This is a genomic window from Streptomyces sp. NBC_01306 (genome assembly GCF_026340465.1).
In the GTDB taxonomy this organism is placed as follows: Bacteria; Actinomycetota; Actinomycetes; order Streptomycetales; family Streptomycetaceae; genus Streptomyces.
The window spans coordinates 2,519,836-2,535,656 of the sequence record NZ_JAPEPC010000001.1 but is presented as its reverse complement, the minus strand read 5'-3'; the positions used below and the strand labels follow the sequence as shown (position 1 = coordinate 2,535,656).

At 70.8% G+C, this 15,821-nt stretch carries 15 protein-coding genes; 8 read left to right on the top strand and 7 right to left on the bottom strand.

What is annotated here, in order from left to right; translation table 11 throughout:
* Positions 1-279 precede the first annotated feature (279 nt).
* On the top strand, positions 280-1,269 hold the full coding sequence (locus tag OG385_RS10925; RefSeq protein ID WP_266854112.1) for a malate dehydrogenase: 990 nt from the start codon (positions 280-282) through the stop codon (positions 1,267-1,269).
* Positions 1,270-1,484: 215 nt separating this feature from the next.
* On the opposite strand, the gene OG385_RS10920 is transcribed toward OG385_RS10925, so the two are convergent.
* Together OG385_RS10920 and OG385_RS10915 are read right to left on the bottom strand one after the other, a co-directional pair.
* Positions 1,485-2,201, bottom strand: coding sequence for an isocitrate lyase/phosphoenolpyruvate mutase family protein (locus tag OG385_RS10920; protein WP_266854110.1), 717 nt, complete (start codon positions 2,199-2,201; stop codon positions 1,485-1,487).
* A gap of 104 nt (positions 2,202-2,305) precedes the next feature.
* Positions 2,306-2,821 carry a carboxymuconolactone decarboxylase family protein gene (locus OG385_RS10915; protein ID WP_266854108.1) on the bottom strand — a complete coding sequence of 172 codons (516 nt, stop codon included), beginning with the start codon at positions 2,819-2,821 and terminating at the stop codon, positions 2,306-2,308.
* A gap of 82 nt (positions 2,822-2,903) precedes the next feature.
* On the opposite strand from OG385_RS10915, the gene OG385_RS10910 reads away from it, so the two are divergent.
* Positions 2,904-4,295, top strand: a complete 1,392-nt coding sequence (locus OG385_RS10910; protein ID WP_266854106.1) for a PLP-dependent aminotransferase family protein — start codon at positions 2,904-2,906, stop codon at positions 4,293-4,295.
* 51 nt (positions 4,296-4,346) lie between these two features.
* On the opposite strand, the gene OG385_RS10905 is transcribed toward OG385_RS10910, so the two are convergent.
* Positions 4,347-5,201 carry a hypothetical protein gene (locus OG385_RS10905; RefSeq protein WP_266860757.1) on the bottom strand — a complete coding sequence of 285 codons (855 nt, stop codon included), beginning with the start codon at positions 5,199-5,201 and terminating at the stop codon, positions 4,347-4,349.
* 208 nt (positions 5,202-5,409) lie between these two features.
* Here OG385_RS10905 and OG385_RS10900 point away from each other — a divergent pair, with 208 nt between their 5' ends.
* Both OG385_RS10900 and OG385_RS10895 read left to right on the top strand, forming a co-directional pair.
* A complete protein-coding gene (locus OG385_RS10900; protein WP_266854104.1) occupies positions 5,410-5,718 on the top strand; it encodes a hypothetical protein in 309 nt (102 codons plus the stop codon).
* Positions 5,719-5,772: 54 nt separating this feature from the next.
* Complete coding sequence (locus tag OG385_RS10895) at positions 5,773-7,050, top strand: glutathionylspermidine synthase family protein (RefSeq protein WP_266854102.1); 1,278 nt, start codon at positions 5,773-5,775, stop codon at positions 7,048-7,050.
* Positions 7,051-7,066: 16 nt separating this feature from the next.
* Here OG385_RS10895 and rocD read toward each other — a convergent pair whose 3' ends face one another.
* The gene (rocD, locus tag OG385_RS10890) at positions 7,067-8,272 is read right to left on the bottom strand and encodes an ornithine--oxo-acid transaminase (protein ID WP_266854100.1); all 1,206 of its coding nucleotides are present in this window, start codon (positions 8,270-8,272) and stop codon (positions 7,067-7,069) included.
* Between the two features lie 635 nt (positions 8,273-8,907).
* Positions 8,908-9,558, bottom strand: coding sequence for an RNA polymerase sigma factor (locus OG385_RS10885; protein ID WP_266854098.1), 651 nt, complete (start codon positions 9,556-9,558; stop codon positions 8,908-8,910).
* 253 nt (positions 9,559-9,811) lie between these two features.
* Here OG385_RS10885 and trpS point away from each other — a divergent pair, with 253 nt between their 5' ends.
* Complete coding sequence (trpS, locus tag OG385_RS10880; RefSeq protein ID WP_266854096.1) at positions 9,812-10,825, top strand: tryptophan--tRNA ligase; 1,014 nt, start codon at positions 9,812-9,814, stop codon at positions 10,823-10,825.
* 109 nt (positions 10,826-10,934) lie between these two features.
* Complete coding sequence (locus OG385_RS10875) at positions 10,935-11,522, top strand: 2'-5' RNA ligase family protein (RefSeq protein WP_266854094.1); 588 nt, start codon at positions 10,935-10,937, stop codon at positions 11,520-11,522.
* 93 nt (positions 11,523-11,615) lie between these two features.
* On the opposite strand, the gene OG385_RS10870 is transcribed toward OG385_RS10875, so the two are convergent.
* The gene (locus OG385_RS10870; protein WP_266854092.1) at positions 11,616-12,371 is read right to left on the bottom strand and encodes a decaprenylphospho-beta-D-erythro-pentofuranosid-2-ulose 2-reductase; all 756 of its coding nucleotides are present in this window, start codon (positions 12,369-12,371) and stop codon (positions 11,616-11,618) included.
* 145 nt (positions 12,372-12,516) lie between these two features.
* Complete coding sequence (locus OG385_RS10865; RefSeq protein WP_266860755.1) at positions 12,517-13,863, bottom strand: FAD-binding oxidoreductase; 1,347 nt, start codon at positions 13,861-13,863, stop codon at positions 12,517-12,519.
* Positions 13,864-14,285: 422 nt separating this feature from the next.
* Here OG385_RS10865 and OG385_RS10860 point away from each other — a divergent pair, with 422 nt between their 5' ends.
* The gene (locus OG385_RS10860; protein WP_266854090.1) at positions 14,286-14,774 is read left to right on the top strand and encodes a phosphatase PAP2 family protein; all 489 of its coding nucleotides are present in this window, start codon (positions 14,286-14,288) and stop codon (positions 14,772-14,774) included.
* Positions 14,758-15,801: a decaprenyl-phosphate phosphoribosyltransferase gene (locus OG385_RS10855; RefSeq protein WP_266854088.1), complete on the top strand. Its 1,044-nt coding sequence runs from the start codon at positions 14,758-14,760 to the stop codon at positions 15,799-15,801. The genes OG385_RS10860 and OG385_RS10855 overlap by 17 nt, the downstream gene beginning before the upstream one ends.
* Positions 15,802-15,821: the final 20 nt, after the last annotated feature.

Here is a 15,821-nt window from a genome sequence, read left to right as displayed (position 1 = left end):
ACCGCCGCTGCAGGTTTGCGGGCCCGTCGGTCCCCGTACGCCGCGCTGTTCCGCCCGTGAATGAGGGGTGGTCCCCAGGGTCAACGCGCGCTCCTGTACGGGGTGTACGGAGCCGGTGTGCGGCGTGCCACACGGGGGCGGGGGTTGGTGGCGTGCGGGGTCGGATAGCCTGACGTCGGAAGTCTCTTCACATCAAGATTCAGTTCATGGTGTGAGCCTCCGAGATTTCCCGCACCAGGGGCAGGGACCCCCACCGCCAGCTGTCTTACGGAGAACGCCATGACCCGCACTCCTGTGAATGTCACCGTCACCGGCGCGGCCGGCCAGATCGGCTACGCGCTGCTCTTCCGCATCGCCTCGGGCCACCTGCTCGGCTCGGATGTGCCGGTCAAGCTGCGTCTCCTGGAGATCCCGCAGGGGCTCAAGGCCGCCGAGGGCACTGCGATGGAGCTCGACGACTGCGCCTTCCCGCTGCTTCAGGGCATCGAGATCACGGACGACCCGAACGTCGCCTTCGCCGGTGCCAATGTCGCGCTCCTGGTCGGCGCCCGCCCGCGTACCAAGGGCATGGAGCGCGGTGACCTGCTCGCGGCCAACGGCGGCATCTTCGGCCCGCAGGGCAAGGCCATCAACGACAACGCCGCGGACGACATCAAGGTCCTGGTCGTCGGCAACCCGGCCAACACCAACGCGCTCATCGCGCAGGCCTCGGCCCCGGACGTACCGGCCGACCGCTTCACCGCGATGACCCGCCTCGACCACAACCGCGCGATCTCGCAGCTCTCGCAGAAGACCGGCGTTCCGGTCTCCGAGATCCGCCGTCTCACGATCTGGGGCAACCACTCCGCCACGCAGTACCCGGACATCTTCCACGCCGAGGTCGCGGGCAAGAACGCCGCCGAGACCGTCAACGACGAGAAGTGGCTGGCCGACACCTTCATCCCGACCGTCGCCAAGCGCGGCGCGGCGATCATCGAGGCGCGCGGGGCGTCCTCGGCCGCCTCGGCCGCGAACGCCGCCATCGACCACGTCCACACCTGGGTCAACGGCACGGCGGACGGCGACTGGACCTCGATGGGTATCCCGTCGGACGGCTCCTACGGTGTCCCCGAGGGCCTCATCTCGTCCTTCCCGGTCACCACGAAGGGCGGCAAGTACGAGATCGTCCAGGGCCTGGAGATCAACGACTTCTCGCGCGCCCGCATCGACGCGTCGGTGAAGGAGCTCTCCGAGGAGCGCGACGCGGTCCGCGAGCTCGGCCTGATCTGAGCCGGACCCCGTTTGTCCGCTCTGTGGCTCTGCGGAGCTGCCGCTCTGCTGCTTGCAGGCCTGTTGCTTGCAGGAACGCCCCCGGTGACCATGTGGTCGCCGGGGGCGTTCTGTGTCGTCGGGCGGGTGCGGCGGGTGCGGCGGGTGCGGCGGGTGCGGCTGGTGCTGCGGCGTGCCGGTTCGGTCGGCCGTCAGCGCGTCAGCGCGTCAACTCCTCAGCCCTTCAGGGCGTTCGCGTCCTGGCGCAGCCGTTCCATCGACTGCCGGTGCTGGCCGCCGCCGAACGTGATGCGGGTGGCGCCCAGTTTGCCCAGTTCCTGTGGCGACGGACCGTTCGGCCGGAAGAGCGCGTTGAGCGGCGCCCCGATCCCGGACGCCAGGCCCGGCAGGTGGTCCGGCGGCGCCGTGATCGGGTAGACGCAGTCGGCGCCGGCCGCCAGGTAGCGGAGGCCGCGGTCGATGGTCTGCGCCGGATCGTGTGCGCCCCGGATGTACGTATCGACGCGGGCGTTGATGAACAGGCCGTCTCCCGCCGCCGCGCGGAATGCCGCGAGCCGGTCCGCGTTCTGCTGCGCGTCGTTGAGGACTCCGCCGGAGGAGTCCTCCAGATTGCAGCCGACGGCGCCGGTGTCGAGCAGCCGCCCGGCGAGTTCGTCCGGAGGCAGGCCGTACCCGGCCTCGATGTCCGCCGAAACGGCCACGCCGAAGCCCTCGACCGCCCGGACGATCCGGCTGATCGCGGCGAACATCTCGTCGGCAGGGGCGTCCCCGTCCGCGTAACCGAGTGCGGCCGATACTCCGGCACTCGGGGTGGCGAGCGCCGGGAACCCGGCTTCCGCGAAGACGCGTGCGCTGGCCGCGTCCCACGGGCCGGGGAGCACCAGTGGATCGCCGGGGGACCGGCCCAGGTGGAGACTGCGGAAGTCCGTCATGGCGGAGCCCTTCAGTGGCGGATCGGGCGGCGGATTGGGCCGGGTCGGGTCAGTCGCGCCGGGTCGGTCAGTGACGCCGGGTCGGGTCAGTCGCGCCGGGTCGGTCAGTGGCGGTGGGCGACGGAGCCCGGTGTGTAGTGGCCCGGCACCATGCGGGCGGTGACGGAGATGCGGTTCCAGGAGTTGATCACGGTGATCGACGCGATCAGCTGGGCCAGCTCGGTCTCGTCGAAGTGCTCGGCGGCCTGTGCGTAGACCTCGTCCGGTACGAATCCGTCGGTGAGCAGCGTGATGGCCTCGGTCAGCTCGATCGCCGCGATCTCCTTCGCGGTGTAGAAGTGCTTCGACTCCTCCCAGCCGCTCAGCTGCACGATTCGCTCGACCGACTCGCCCGCTGCGAGAGCGTCCTTGGAGTGCATGTCCATGCAGAACGCGCAGTGGTTGATCTGGGAGGCCCGGATCTTCACCAGTTCGAGCAGGACCGGGTCGACTCCCTGCCGGGCCGCCGCATCCAGATTGATCATGGCCTTGTAGACCTCGGGGGCGAGCTTCGCCATATGGAGGCGGGGGGTGTGCTCGGGGAGGTACGCGCTGTCTGCCGAAGCTGCTGTGTCCGTCATGTCTTCTCTGCCCTTCATGCCCTTGTCCGGTGTGTGACTACGACGCTACGTGGGACATGGCGCAGAGGTATGGTCCATTTCTGTGACGGATTCCTGGGCCACTTTCGGCGTAGACCTGCATCTGGAACTCACCGGGCCCGGGCTGCGGGTCGGCCTCACGGACGCGCTGCGCCAAGCCGTTCGCACGGGGCGGCTGGCGCCGGGGACCCGGCTGCCCTCCTCGCGTACGCTCGCCGTCGATCTGGGTGTGGCCCGTAACACGGTCGCCGACGCCTACGCCGAACTGGTGGCCGAGGGCTGGCTGACCGCCCGGCAGGGGTCGGGGACGCGGGTGGCCCCGCGGACCGTACCGCGCGGGGAGCCGAAGCCGGCCGCTGTCCGGCGGTCGCGGCGGAGCGCGCCCGAGTACAACCTCCGACCCGGGTTGCCCGACCTCGCGTCGTTCCCGCGTGCGGAGTGGCTCAGGGCGGCGCGGAAGGCGCTGACCGCGGCGCCCCACGAGGCGTTCGGCTACGGCGACCCGCGGGGCCGTTCCGAGCTGCGCACCGTGCTGGCCGACTATCTGGCACGGGCGCGCGGTGTCCACGCCGACCCGGACCGCATCGTGGTCTGTGCCGGGTTCGCCCACGCGATGATGCTGATGGGGAAGGTGCTGCGGGGGAGGCGGGTACGGGACGTGGCCGTCGAGTCGTACGGGCTCGATCTGCACTGGAACCTGCTCGTCGACGCCGGGCTGCGCACGCGGGCCCTGCCGCTGGACGGGTTCGGTTCACGTACGAACGAGCTGCGGCGGGAGGGCGCGGTGCTGATGACACCGGCGCATCAGTTCCCGATGGGCGTCCCGCTCCACCCGGACCGGCGCACGGCTGCCGTCGACTGGGCCAGAAGCACGGGCGGGGTGATTCTGGAGGACGACTACGACGGGGAGTTCCGCTACGACCGGCAGCCCGTCGGGGCGCTCCAGGGGCTGGATCCCGAGCGGGTCGTCTACTGCGGAACGGCCAGCAAGTCCATCGCTCCCGGGCTGCGGCTCGGCTGGCTGGTGCTGCCCGGTTCGATGGTGGCAGAGGTGGTGGAGGCGAAGGGGAACTCCGACTGGATGTCCAGCTCGCTGGAGCAGCTGACGCTGGCCGAGTTCATCGCTTCGGGTGCGTACGACCGGCATGTCCGCTCGATGCGGCTGCGCTACCGGCGGCGGCGCGACCAGTTGGTGCAGGCCCTGGCCGAACGGGCCCCCGGCATCAGGGTGTCCGGGATCGCGGCCGGGCTGCACGCCGTACTGGAACTGCCCCCGGGCACCGAGCAGTCGGTCGTGCAGGCGGCGGCCTGGCAGGGCCTCGCGCTGTACGGGGGCTCCCAGTTCCGGCACGCGGACGTCCGGGACGGGCGCGACATGCTGGTCGTCGGGTACGCAACGCCGTCGGACAGCGCGTGGGCGGGGGCGCTGGAGGCGCTGTGCCGGGTGCTGCCGTAGGGGTGTTGCAGTGGGGGCGCTGCCGTGGGTGTTGCAGTGGGGGTGCGCCCGTCAGCCCCGGGCGGTCGGCCCCGGGTCACAGGTCTCGGCCGGGGCCGGTGTGGCCGGGGCCTCTCCGAACCGCGCCAGTGCGAGCGCGCCCGCGACGGCCACCGCGAAGCCTGCCACCGCCAGCGGGGCCAGACCTTCCCTCGTACGGTCTCCGAGCCAGACCACGCCGACAAGGGCAGGGCCGATCGTCTCGCCGATGACCATGCCCGCTGTGGCTGTGGTCACCGAACCGCGCTGCAGCGCCGAGGTGAGCAGCAGGAAGGCCGAACCGCCTCCGACGAGCAGTGCGTACAGCGCCGGGTTGGTGAAGTCGACGGAGTCGATGAGGCGCACCGCGACTTCGACCACCCCGAAGCCCACTCCGGAACCGAGACCGAGCACCAGCGCCCGCGCCTTGCCCTTGAGGCGGCCGGCCAGCGTGCCGACCAGGAGGACCGCGAGCGCGACCCCGAGCAACGACCAGCGCAGCGCCGACGACCCGCCCGTGTGGCCTTCGGCCCCGGAGGCGAGGCCGAGCATCCCGAGGCCCGCACAGACGACGGCCACCGCGCCCCATTCGGTACCGGAGAGCCGGACGCCGAGGATGCGGGATGCCACCACGGCGGTGACCGCGAGACTCGCGGCGAGTGCGGCGCCGACCGCGTAGATGGGGAGCGTGCGCAGGGCGATGATCTGGAGTACGAAGCCGAGCCCGTCGAGGCCGAGCCCCGCGATGTAGCGCCACTGGCGCAGGGCGCGCAGGAGCAGCGCGGCGTCCACACCGGAGCCGGTTCCCGGTGCGGAGGCCCGGGCCGCGGCGGCCTGGAGCACGGAGGCCGTACCGAAGCAGACCGCTGAACCGAGGGCGCAGATCATTCCAAGGAGCACGAAAGGACTCTAGTTGGGCAGAGAGTTGGGCGGTGAGTCGGCCGGGGGCCGGCCGGAGACTTGGGCGGAGAAGGGCCCACACCGGCCACCCGCAGGTATGACATCTAGTCTGTACACCGACAGGCGCCACTGGAGGGCTGTACGGGGCTGCACAGGGCTGTGCTGCACAGGGCTGTACTGACGGGGAGGTCAACGTATGCGCAAGATGAGGTCGGGTGCTGTGGTGCTCGGGGGAATGGGGATGCTGGCCGCGACACTCACCGCCTGCGGCTCCGATGTGGACAAGCGGTGCGTCGATCCGGCTACGCACAAGCAGTTGCCGAAGTACGAGTGCACCAACGGCACCGGCCACGGAACGTACTACTACGGCGGCTCGTCCAAGCACGGCAAGATCTCGGGCGGCAGCTTCAGCAAGCCCTCGGTGCACCGCGGCGGCTTCGGCGGCGGGTCCCACTCGGGCGGTGGCTCCCACTCCGGCGGCGGATTCCACTCCAGCGGCGGCTGAGCCGGGTACGCGCCGGAACCGCGGAACGTACGGGAACGGGAACAGGCGGACATCATGCAGCGGCACACCACAGAACCGCGCCCCGGCTGGCAGCAGATCGTCGAGGAGCAGGGACTGGTCTATCCACTGACCCGCTATCCCGACGATTCCCTGCGCCCTTACTGGGACGAGAGCGCGTACTACTCGTTCTCCCTTTCCGAGGTCGAGGCGCTGGAGGAGGTGGTCGAAGAACTGCACACGATGTGTCTGGCAGCGGCCGCCCACATCGTCGACCACGACCGCTTCGCGGAGCTCGGCATCACCGATCCCCGGCTGGCCCGGCTGGTCGGCGAATCCTGGCACCGACGGGACGAACTGCCGTCCGTCTACGCACGATTCGACCTCCGGTACGACGGCAGCGGTCCGGCGAAAATGCTGGAGTACAACGCCGACACCCCCACCTCCCTGGTGGAGGCCGCCAGCCCCCAGTGGTTCTGGATGGAGGACCGCTTCCCGGGCGCCGACCAGTGGAACTCCCTGCACGAACGGCTCGTCGCCGCCTGGAAACGGCAGGCCCCGCTGCTGCCGCCGGGCCCCCTGCACTTCGTGCACTCCGAAGCCGACCAACTCGGCGAGGATCTGATGACGGCCGCCTATCTGCGGGAGACCGCCCAGCAGGCAGGGATCGACACCGAGGCCCTCTCGGTGGAACGGATCGGCTGGGACCCGCTGTCCGGGCGGTTCGTCGACGAGCGGATGCGCTTTATTCGCAGTTGTTTCAAGCTCTACCCCTGGGAATGGCTGACGACGGACAGTTTCGGTCCGCACGTCCTGGACACGCTCGACAACGGCGGTTCCACCGGCTCCACCTGCTGGATAGAGCCCGCCTGGAAGATGCTCCTCTCCAACAAGGCACTGCTCGCCGTGGTCTGGGAGCTGTACCCCGGGCACCCGAATCTGCTGCCCGCCTACCTGGACGGACCGCGCGAACTCGCCCTGTCGAAGGGGTACGTCTCCAAGCCCCTGCTCGGCCGCGAGGGCGCGGGGGTCCTGCTCCACGAGCCGAGCGCGGGCCCGGGCCCGGGCCCGGGCCATGGTGCCGATGCTGGGGGTGGTGGTGCCCGTGGTGGTTCTGCGGCTGCTGGCGGTTCCGGGGTCAGTGGTGCCGTCGGCGTTCGGGCCGACGAGGCTTGCTGCTACCAGGAGTTGGCCCCGCTGCCCGACTTCGACGGCAACCGGGTGGTGCTCGGCGCCTGGGTCGTCGAGGACGAAGCGGCGGGGCTCGGTATCCGGGAGTCAGCGGGGCCGGTGACGGACGAGTACGCCCGCTTCCTGCCCCACATCATCCTGTAGCAGCCGGGCCGCCGCCTCAGATGTTCAGCACGCTCCGGAGCTGGGTGAGCCCCCAGTCCAGATCCTCCTTACTGATCACCAGCGGCGGGGCGATCCGGATGGTGGATCCATGGGTGTCCTTCACCAGCACTCCGAGATCCATCAGCTTCTCCGAGATCTCCCGGCCGGTGCCGAGCGCCGGGGCGATGTCCACCCCGGCCCACAGCCCCCGTCCGCGCACGGCATCCACCGCCCCGCTCCCCACCAACAGCCCCAGTTCACGGTGGAGATGATCACCCAGCTCGGTCGCCCGCTGCTGGAAGTCGCCGGTCCGCAGCATCGCGATGACCTCCAGGGCGACGGCGCACGCCAGCGGGTTTCCACCGAAGGTGGATCCGTGCTCGCCGGGCCGGAAGACACCCAGCACCTCCGCCGACGAGACGACCGCCGACACCGGCACCACCCCGCCGCCGAGCGCCTTGCCCAGGACGTACATGTCCGGCACGACACCCTCGTGCTCACAGGCGAAGGTCTTCCCGGTCCTGCCGAGCCCGGACTGGATCTCGTCGGCGATGAACAGCACGTTCCTGGCGCGCGTCAGTTCCCGTACGCCCGGCAGATAGCCGGCCGGTGGCACCAGCACCCCCGCCTCGCCCTGGATCGGTTCGAGCAGCACGGCCACGGTGTTGGCGTCGACCGCTGCTTCCAGGGCGGCCAGATCCCCGTACGGCACGATCTCGAAACCGGGGGTGTACGGGCCGAAGTCCGCTCTGGCCTCGGCGTCCGTCGAGAAGCTGACGATCGTGGTCGTCCGGCCGTGGAAGTTGTTCTCCGCGACGACGATCTTCGCCTGTCCGTCCGGTACGCCCTTGACCTTGTATCCCCACTTGCGGGCGGTCTTCACCGCGGTCTCGACCGCCTCGGCCCCGGTGTTCATCGGCAGCACCATCTCCATGCCGCACAGTTCGGCGAGCTGAGTGGAGAAGTCGGCGAACCGGTCGTGGTGGAAGGCCCGGGAGGTGAGCGTGACCCGCTCCAGCTGGGCCTTGGCGGCGTCGATCAACCGGCGGTTCCCATGACCGAAGTTGAGCGCCGAGTAACCGGCGAGCATGTCGAGGTAGCGGCGCCCCTCGACATCGGTCATCCATGCGCCGTCCGCAGATGCGACTACAACGGGCAGCGGATGGTAGTTGTGCGCGCTGTGCGCTTCGGCGGAGGAGATCGATGTTTCCGTAACTGACACGGGTTCTCCGTTCTTAGGGCGTACGGCTTTTACGGCGTACGGGCCATACGGGCGCGGGTCCTACGGTGTTCGGGTCATCGTGTGCTCATTCCTATCGTCGGCCACGGCGGGCAGGAAGAAACCTTGTGGACCGGCGTGCCGGGTGGGCATGCGGCGCAGGGGTGTACCGCACGTCGATTCCGTCGGTGTCCGCCCCGCCACATCCCTCGAACCAGTCGAGCCGGCTGCGCGCCCAGGCGCGGGCCCGTTCGAACCGGCCCGGCTCCGGAGACCGTGCCGGGTCCTCGGTAGGAGCCGACACCCCCTCGGCCAGGATCCGCGCCAGCACCCGTTCGGCCATCGACTGCCCGGACCCGGACCCGGACCCGGACTCTGGCCCTGACCCAGGCCCAGGCCCTGACCCGGACCCGGACTCTGGCCCTGACCCTGATCCCGGCCCCCACTCCGACGCGGGCCACCCCGACGTCGGCCACGGCTCCGAGACTGGCGGCCCAGCCGGCTCGACCAGCCCGGCCGGCCCGCCCCGCTCTCCGCTCCAGCCCTCGCCGTCGAGCGCGCGGCCCAGGGCCCGCAGCTCTGCAGGGAGCCGTGGATCCGGATCACGCCGGGCGTGCTCGCGCCTACCCCACTCGCCCTTACCGTGCATGTCCTGCCTCACCCTTCACGCTGCTCGTGGCACTCGTGGCACTCGTGGCACTCGTAGCCCTCGTAGCCCTCGTGGTCCCGCCCTCGTCCGACTCCGGCGACTGGCTGCCGTCCGGCGGCGGAAGCAGTTTGCTCAGCTTCTTCAAGGCGCGGTTCAGCCGTGACTTCACCGTGCCGCGTGGCCAGCCCAGCGCCTCCGCTGTCTCCGCCTCGTCCATCTCCAGCAGATAGCGGTACGTCACAGCCAGCCGCTGCTCGGTGCTCAGCCGGTCCAGCGCCGCCAGCAACAGCCCCCTGCGCTCCTTCCGCAGCGCGGCCACCGCAGGATCCGCCGACTCCGGTATCAGCGGCTCAGCCTCCGCCAGCGCGGCCTCACGTCCTGCCGCGGACCGTTGCCGGACCGCCGAGCGCAGGGTGTTCCGTGTCTCGTTCATGACGATCCGCAGCAGCCAGGGGCGGAACGACGCGCCCGGCTTGAAGTGGTCCAGTGCCCGGTAAGCCTTGAAGAAGGCCGACTGCACCACGTCCTCTGCGTCCGGACCGGCCCCGAAGGCAGCCGCCGCGCGCAGTGCGATTCCTGTGTACGCACGCACCAGCACGGCGTACGCCTGGGCGTCTCCCGCCCGCACACGCGCGATCACGCCGGCCTCACCCGCCGCCGAGCCCGTGGCTCCGCCTGGGGCTATGGCCGTGTCCGTGTGTGGGGCTGCCCCCGTGGCTCTCGCCGAGGCTGTCCCCGTAGCCGTAGCCGTAGCCGTAGCCGTAGCTGTGGCTGTCGTCGTGTCTCCGTCTGTGGCCCCGTCGGCAACCGCGACGTGGCTCCCCTCCCGCGTTCTCACATCTTTCATACACCGCGCGACGGAGATCGGTTCCGCACCTGAGAGAATGCTGTACATGGCCTCAGACCGTCCCCGGGTGCTCTCCGGGATCCAGCCCACGTCAGGCTCGTTCCACCTCGGCAACTATCTCGGCGCCGTGCGCCAGTGGGTAGCCCTGCAGGAGTCGCACGACGCGTACTACATGGTCGTTGACCTGCACGCGATCACCGTCCCGCAGGACCCCGCCGAGTTGCGGGCCAACACCCGGCTCGCGGCCGCTCAGCTCCTCGCGTCCGGCCTCGACCCCGAGCGCTGCACGCTCTTCGTGCAGAGCCATGTGCCCGAGCACGCCCAGCTCGGCTGGGTCATGAACTGCCTGGCCGGGTTCGGCGAGGCCAGCCGGATGACCCAGTTCAAGGACAAGTCGGCCAAGCAGGGCGCCGACCGTGCGACCGTCGGCCTCTTCACGTATCCGATCCTCCAGGTCGCCGACATCCTGCTCTACCAGGCCAACCAGGTACCCGTCGGTGAGGACCAGCGCCAGCACGTCGAGCTGACCCGCGACCTCGCCGACCGGTTCAACAGCCGGTTCGGTACGACCTTCACGGTTCCGGAGCCGTACATCCTCAAGGAGACGGCAAAGATCTACGACCTCCAGGACCCCTCGGCCAAGATGAGCAAGTCGGCCGCCTCGCCCAAGGGCCTGATCAGCCTGCTCGACGAGCCGAAGGTCTCGGTGAAGAAGGTCAAGAGCGCGGTGACCGACACCGACACGGTGATCCGCTACGACCCGGTGGCGAAGCCCGGTGTGTCGAACCTGCTGACCATCAACTCGACGCTCACCGGCACGAGCATCGCCGACCTGGAACAGCAGTACGAGGGCAAGATGTACGGCGCGCTCAAGACCGACCTCGCCGAGATCGTCGCCGACTTCGTCACACCGTTCAGGACCCGCACCCAGGAGTATCTGGACGACCCGGAGACGCTGGACTCCCTCCTCGCCAAGGGTGCGGAGAAGGCCCGTACGGTCGCCGCCGAGACCCTGGCCCAGGCGTACGAGCGGTTGGGGTTCCTGCCCGCCAAGCACTGACCCGGGGTCTGTGACCTTGGACTCTGGCCAGGCGGACGGGGGGCCGCCACACTGCTCGCATAATGGTCGGGCAGGCATCCGTAAGCATCCGACAGCGGAGGAGAACGACGTGGGGACCGTAACGCTCGGCGTTTCGATCGCGGTCCCGGAGCCGTACGGCAGCCTGCTCCAGGAGCAGCGCGCGGGCTTCGGGGACTCGGCCGCGCACGGCATCCCGACCCACGTCACTCTTGTCCCGCCCACGGAGGCCGACTCCGCGTCCCTGCCGGCGATCGAGGCCCATCTCGCCTCGGTCGCGGCAGCGAACCGGGCCTTCCCCATGCGGCTGTTCGGGACGGGAACGTTCCGGCCGCTCTCGCCGGTCGTCTTCGTCCAGGTCGTGACGGGCGGTTCGGCCTGTTCCTGGCTCCAACAGCAGATCAGGGACCCTTCGGGGCCGCTGGTGCGCGAGCTCCAGTTCCCGTACCACCCGCATGTGACGGTCGCGCACGCCATCTCCGACGAGGAGATGGACCGGGCGTACGAGGCGCTCGCCGCTTTCGAGGCGACGTGGACCTGCGGCTCCTTCGCGCTGTACGAGCAGGGGGCGGACGGCGTGTGGCGGAAGCTGCGCGAGTACGCGTTCGGCGGCGGGGGCGGCGTCGTCCCCGGACCGAGCGTGTCCCGCGAAGCACCCACGGCGCCGTCCCTGCCCTAGACCCTCTCGACCGGACCGGATTGGGTTGGATTAGACCGGATTGGGTTGGACCGGATCGGACCGGGAGCCCCCGGATCAGACGGGGCCTCCGGCTCAGACCGGGAGCCGCCTGAACAGTGGCCGCGGGACGTGCCGGAGGGCCGACATCACCACCCGCAGGGTGCCCGGCACCCAGACGGTCTCCGACCGGCGGCGCAGCCCCGTCTCGATGGCCAGTGCCACCGCCTCCGGCGTGGTGGCCAGGGGAGCCTCCTCCAGCCCGGCCGTCATCTTCGAGCGTACGAAGCCGGGGCGCACCACCATCACATGGACGCCGGTCCCGTGCAGCGCGTCGCCGAGCCCCTGGGCGAAGGCGTCGAGGCCCGCCTTGCTCGACCCGTAGATGAAGTTGGCCCTGCGGGCGCGCTCGCCGGCCACCGACGAGAGCACCACCAGCGAACCGTGGCCCTGTCCCTGGAGCGCCTTGGCGCAGATCAGGCCCGCGGAGACCGCCCCGGTGTAGTTGGTCTGCGCGACCCGGACCGCCGACAGCGGGGCGCTCTCGTCGCGGGCCTGATCGCCCAGCAGGCCGAAGGCCAGCAGCACCATGTCGATGTCGCCCTCCGCGAACACCTTGCCCAGTGTCTCCTCGTGGGAGTCCGGGTCCAGGGCGTCGAAGGCGGCCGTACGGACCTCCGCGCCCAGGGAGCGGACGTGGGCGGCGGCCGCTTCGAGCGCGGGGGAGGGGCGTCCGGCCAGCCAGACCGTCCGGGTGCGGCGGGTCACCAGGCGGCGGGCCGTGGCGAGCGCGATCTCGGACGTACCTCCGAGGATCAGCAGGGACTGGGGGGCACCGAAAGCGTCTTTCATGGCTGCTTCCTCGGGGTCGGGGGTTCGGGAATGGGGATGGAGAAGGGGGTGGAGAAGGAGGAGGGGGCGGGGATGGGCAGGGGGACGGGGGTGGGGAGCGGGGGTGCTGGCCAGGAGCGGTCTCCTCCCGGCCGGGCGCGTCGCGTCAGAGGCCGAGGCGGCGGGCGAGGTCCGAAGTGAAGACCGCGCCCGGGTCCAGTTCGGCGCGCAGCGCCCGGAAGTCCGCAAGCCGGGGGTACATCGCGGCCAGCAGATCCGGGCGGAGCCGGGAGTCCTTCGCCAGGTAGACACGGCCGCCCGCCTCCGCCACCTCCTCGTCCAGGGTGTCGAGGAACGCCCCGAGTCCGCCGAGGTTCGCCGGGATGTCCAGAGCGAGCGTCCACCCCGGCACCGGGAACGAGAGCCAGCCCGGGTCGGCCTCGCCGAAGCGCTTCAGCACCGCCAGGAACGAGGGGCAGCCGCGCCGGGAGATGCGCCGGACGATCCGGCGAAGGGTCTCCTCCTGCCCGTACCCGACGGCGAACTGGTACTGGACGAAGCCGCCGCGCCCGTAGATCCGGTTCCAGTGCGGGACCCCGTCGAGCGGGTGGAAGAAGGTGGCGAGCCGCTGGATCTGCCCGGTCCGCAGCCGTGGCGCCTTGCGGTACCAGAGTTCGTTGAAGAGCGAGACGGAGGTGCGGCCCAGCAGTCCCTCCGGGATGAAGGGCGGGGGCGCGGGGAGTGTGGCGGGGCGGAAGGCCAGCGGTGCGCGCCGCAGGCGTGCGGGGAGCGCGTCCAGCGGCGCGTGGTCGCCCCGGGTCAGGACCGAGCGCCCGGTGACTGCGCCCCGTGCCAGCAGGTCGATCCAGGCCACCGAGTAGCGGTAGCGGTGGTCGGTGGCCGTGAGACGGGCCATCAGGTCGTCGAGGTCCGTGGCCCGCTCGGTGTCCACCGACATCAAGGACGTCCGCACCGGCAGGAGCTGGACCGTGGCGCTGAGGATGGCGCCGGTCAGCCCCATCCCGCCGGCCGTCGCGTCGAAGAGCGCGGTGCCGGGGACGGTCGTGTGCACCGTGCCGTCCGCCGTCAGCAGCTCCAGCGAGCGCACATGGCGGGAGAAGGAGCCCGACACATGGTGGTTCTTGCCGTGGATGTCGGCACCGATCGCGCCGCCCACCGTGACGTATCTGGTGCCCGGGGTCACCGGCACGAACCAGCCCAGCGGCAGCAGCACCTGCATCAGCCGGTGCAGGCTCACCCCCGCGTCGCAGACCACGACCCCGGCGTCCGCGTCGATGGAGCGGATCCGGTCGAGGCCGGTCATGTCGAGCACCGCGCCGCCCGCGTTCTGCGCGGCGTCGCCGTACGCCCGGCCCAGGCCGCGGGGGATCGAGCCGCGCGCCCCGCATCCGAGCACCGCTGCCACCGCCTCCTCGTACGTACGCGGGCGGACCAGCAGCGACGTCGACGGGGCGGTGCGGCCCCAGCCCGTCACCGAGCCCACGGAACTCATGGCACGCAGGGAACGCACCGGACTCGCGGAGCGCACCGGAATCACGGGGCCCGCCGTGCTCACGGGCGTGGTGCCGCGCAGTGACGCGGTGGTTTCGGCAGACATGGAGTAGACCGTATCGCCCGAATACGCGGGGAAATGGGTGATTGAGGGAGTGTCAACCAGTATGGCCGTGATTATCGGGCAATGTCATATAAGAGCCTTCCCGTCCGTGGCGAGGGCCGTGCACAGAGCGGCGCGGAGCAGCACAGACCAGCAGAGCCGTGCACAGAGCAGCGGAGAGGAGTGAGGGAGTGCGATCCACAGGATCAGTGCGGTCCATAGAAGCAGTGCGGTCCATAGATGCGGCGCGGCCCGTGGGAACAGCGCGGTCCATAGCGGCAGCGCGGTCCATAGGAACCGATCGCCGGCTTCTGTCGGCGATGCGCGACTTCGGTACGGATCGACGGGTGGGCGGCGCCGCGCGCGTCCTCTCCCTCAGCGGTGAACACGGTGCGCTCTGGCTCGCCGCCGGGATCACCGGCGCGGTCGCCGACCACGAGCGGCGCGCCGCCTGGCTGCGGGCCACCGCGCTGATCGGCACGGCCCATCTCGCGAGCATGGGCATCAAACGGGTGGTGCGCCGCCCCCGCCCCCGGCTCGCCGCCCGGCTCCCCCTCGTACGCACCGCGGGCCGGCACTCCTTCCCCAGCTCGCACGCCGCGTCGGCGGTGGCCGCAGCGGTCGCCTTCGGCGCGCTGCGCCCGGCCGGCCGCCTCCTCGTCACGCCCCTCGCCGCCGCGATGTGTGTGTCCCGGCTGGTCGCAGGCGTCCACTACCCGACCGATGTCGCCGCCGGCGCCCTGCTCGGCGGGGTCACCGCCGGGCTCGGCGCGAAATGGATGCGAGGCACCCATGTCCGATCTCTCTGACGTTTCCCCTCTCTCCGACGTTTCCCGGATCACCCAGCTCCCCCCGCTGCCCGAGCGCGGTGCCGCCCCCCAGGGGCCGCCGAGACCCCCGCCGCTCGCTGTTCCCGGCGACGAGCGCGGCGACGGGTACAGCGGTGGTCACGGGGTGCTCGCGCTGCCGCTGGGGCTGCTCAGGACCGCCCGCCCCCGTCAATGGGTCAAGAACGTCCTGGTCGCCGCCGCGCCCGCCGCCGCCGGTGAACCGCTCTCCCGGGGCGCGGTCGCCCAACTGGGGCTCATATTCGTGCTGTTCACGGCCGCGTCGTCCGCCGTGTACCTGGTCAACGACGCCCGGGACGCCGAGGCCGACCGGGCCCACCCGGTCAAGTGCCGGCGCCCGGTGGCGGCGGGGCAGGTGCCCGTCCCCGTCGCGTACGCCGCGGGAGCGCTGCTCGCCGTGGCGACCACCGCCACCGCTGTCGTCCTCTGCAACGACATGACGGCCGCGCTGCTCTCCGCGTACATCGCCATGCAACTCGCCTACTGCATCAGTCTGAAGCATGTCCTGGTCATCGACCTGACCGTGGTGACCACCGGATTCCTGATGCGCGCGATGATCGGCGGGGTGGCGCTCGGTATCCCGCTCTCGCGCTGGTTCCTGATCACCGCCGGGTTCGGCGCGCTGTTCATGGTCGGCGCCAAGCGCTACTCCGAAGCCGTCCAGATGGAGGGCGACGGACGGACCCGCGCGCTGCTCTCCGAGTACACCACCGGATATCTGCGTTTCGTCTGGCAGCTGGCGGCCGGTGTCGCCGTGCTCGCCTACTGCCTCTGGGCCATGGAGAGCAGTGGCCCGCCCGGCGCCGGACTGCTGCCCTGGCGGCAGCTGTCGATGGTCCCGTTCATCCTGTCCATCCTCCGGTACGCGGTCTTCGCCGACCGCGGCACCGCCGGCGCCCCGGAGGACGTCATCCTGGGCGACCGCGCGCTCGCCGTGATCGGCGTCGTCTGGATCGCCATGTACGGCCTCGCGGTCGCCCAACTGTGAGGGCGGCGGCGGGCGAAGGG

Coding starts and splice junctions, on each gene's coding strand:
- OG385_RS10895 (WP_266854102.1), top strand. CDS start 5,773: ATGCAGCGGCACACCACAGAACCGCGCCCCGGCTGGCAGCAGATCGTC.
- OG385_RS10865 (WP_266860755.1), bottom strand. CDS start 13,863: ATGAGTTCCGTGGGCTCGGTGACGGGCTGGGGCCGCACCGCCCCGTCG.
- OG385_RS10860 (WP_266854090.1), top strand. CDS start 14,286: ATGCGCGACTTCGGTACGGATCGACGGGTGGGCGGCGCCGCGCGCGTC.
- OG385_RS10900 (WP_266854104.1), top strand. CDS start 5,410: ATGCGCAAGATGAGGTCGGGTGCTGTGGTGCTCGGGGGAATGGGGATG.
- OG385_RS10915 (WP_266854108.1), bottom strand. CDS start 2,821: ATGACGGACACAGCAGCTTCGGCAGACAGCGCGTACCTCCCCGAGCAC.
- OG385_RS10925 (WP_266854112.1), top strand. CDS start 280: ATGACCCGCACTCCTGTGAATGTCACCGTCACCGGCGCGGCCGGCCAG.
- OG385_RS10905 (WP_266860757.1), bottom strand. CDS start 5,201: ATGATCTGCGCCCTCGGTTCAGCGGTCTGCTTCGGTACGGCCTCCGTG.
- trpS (WP_266854096.1), top strand. CDS start 9,812: ATGGCCTCAGACCGTCCCCGGGTGCTCTCCGGGATCCAGCCCACGTCA.
- OG385_RS10870 (WP_266854092.1), bottom strand. CDS start 12,371: ATGAAAGACGCTTTCGGTGCCCCCCAGTCCCTGCTGATCCTCGGAGGT.
- OG385_RS10920 (WP_266854110.1), bottom strand. CDS start 2,201: ATGACGGACTTCCGCAGTCTCCACCTGGGCCGGTCCCCCGGCGATCCA.
- OG385_RS10855 (WP_266854088.1), top strand. CDS start 14,758: ATGTCCGATCTCTCTGACGTTTCCCCTCTCTCCGACGTTTCCCGGATC.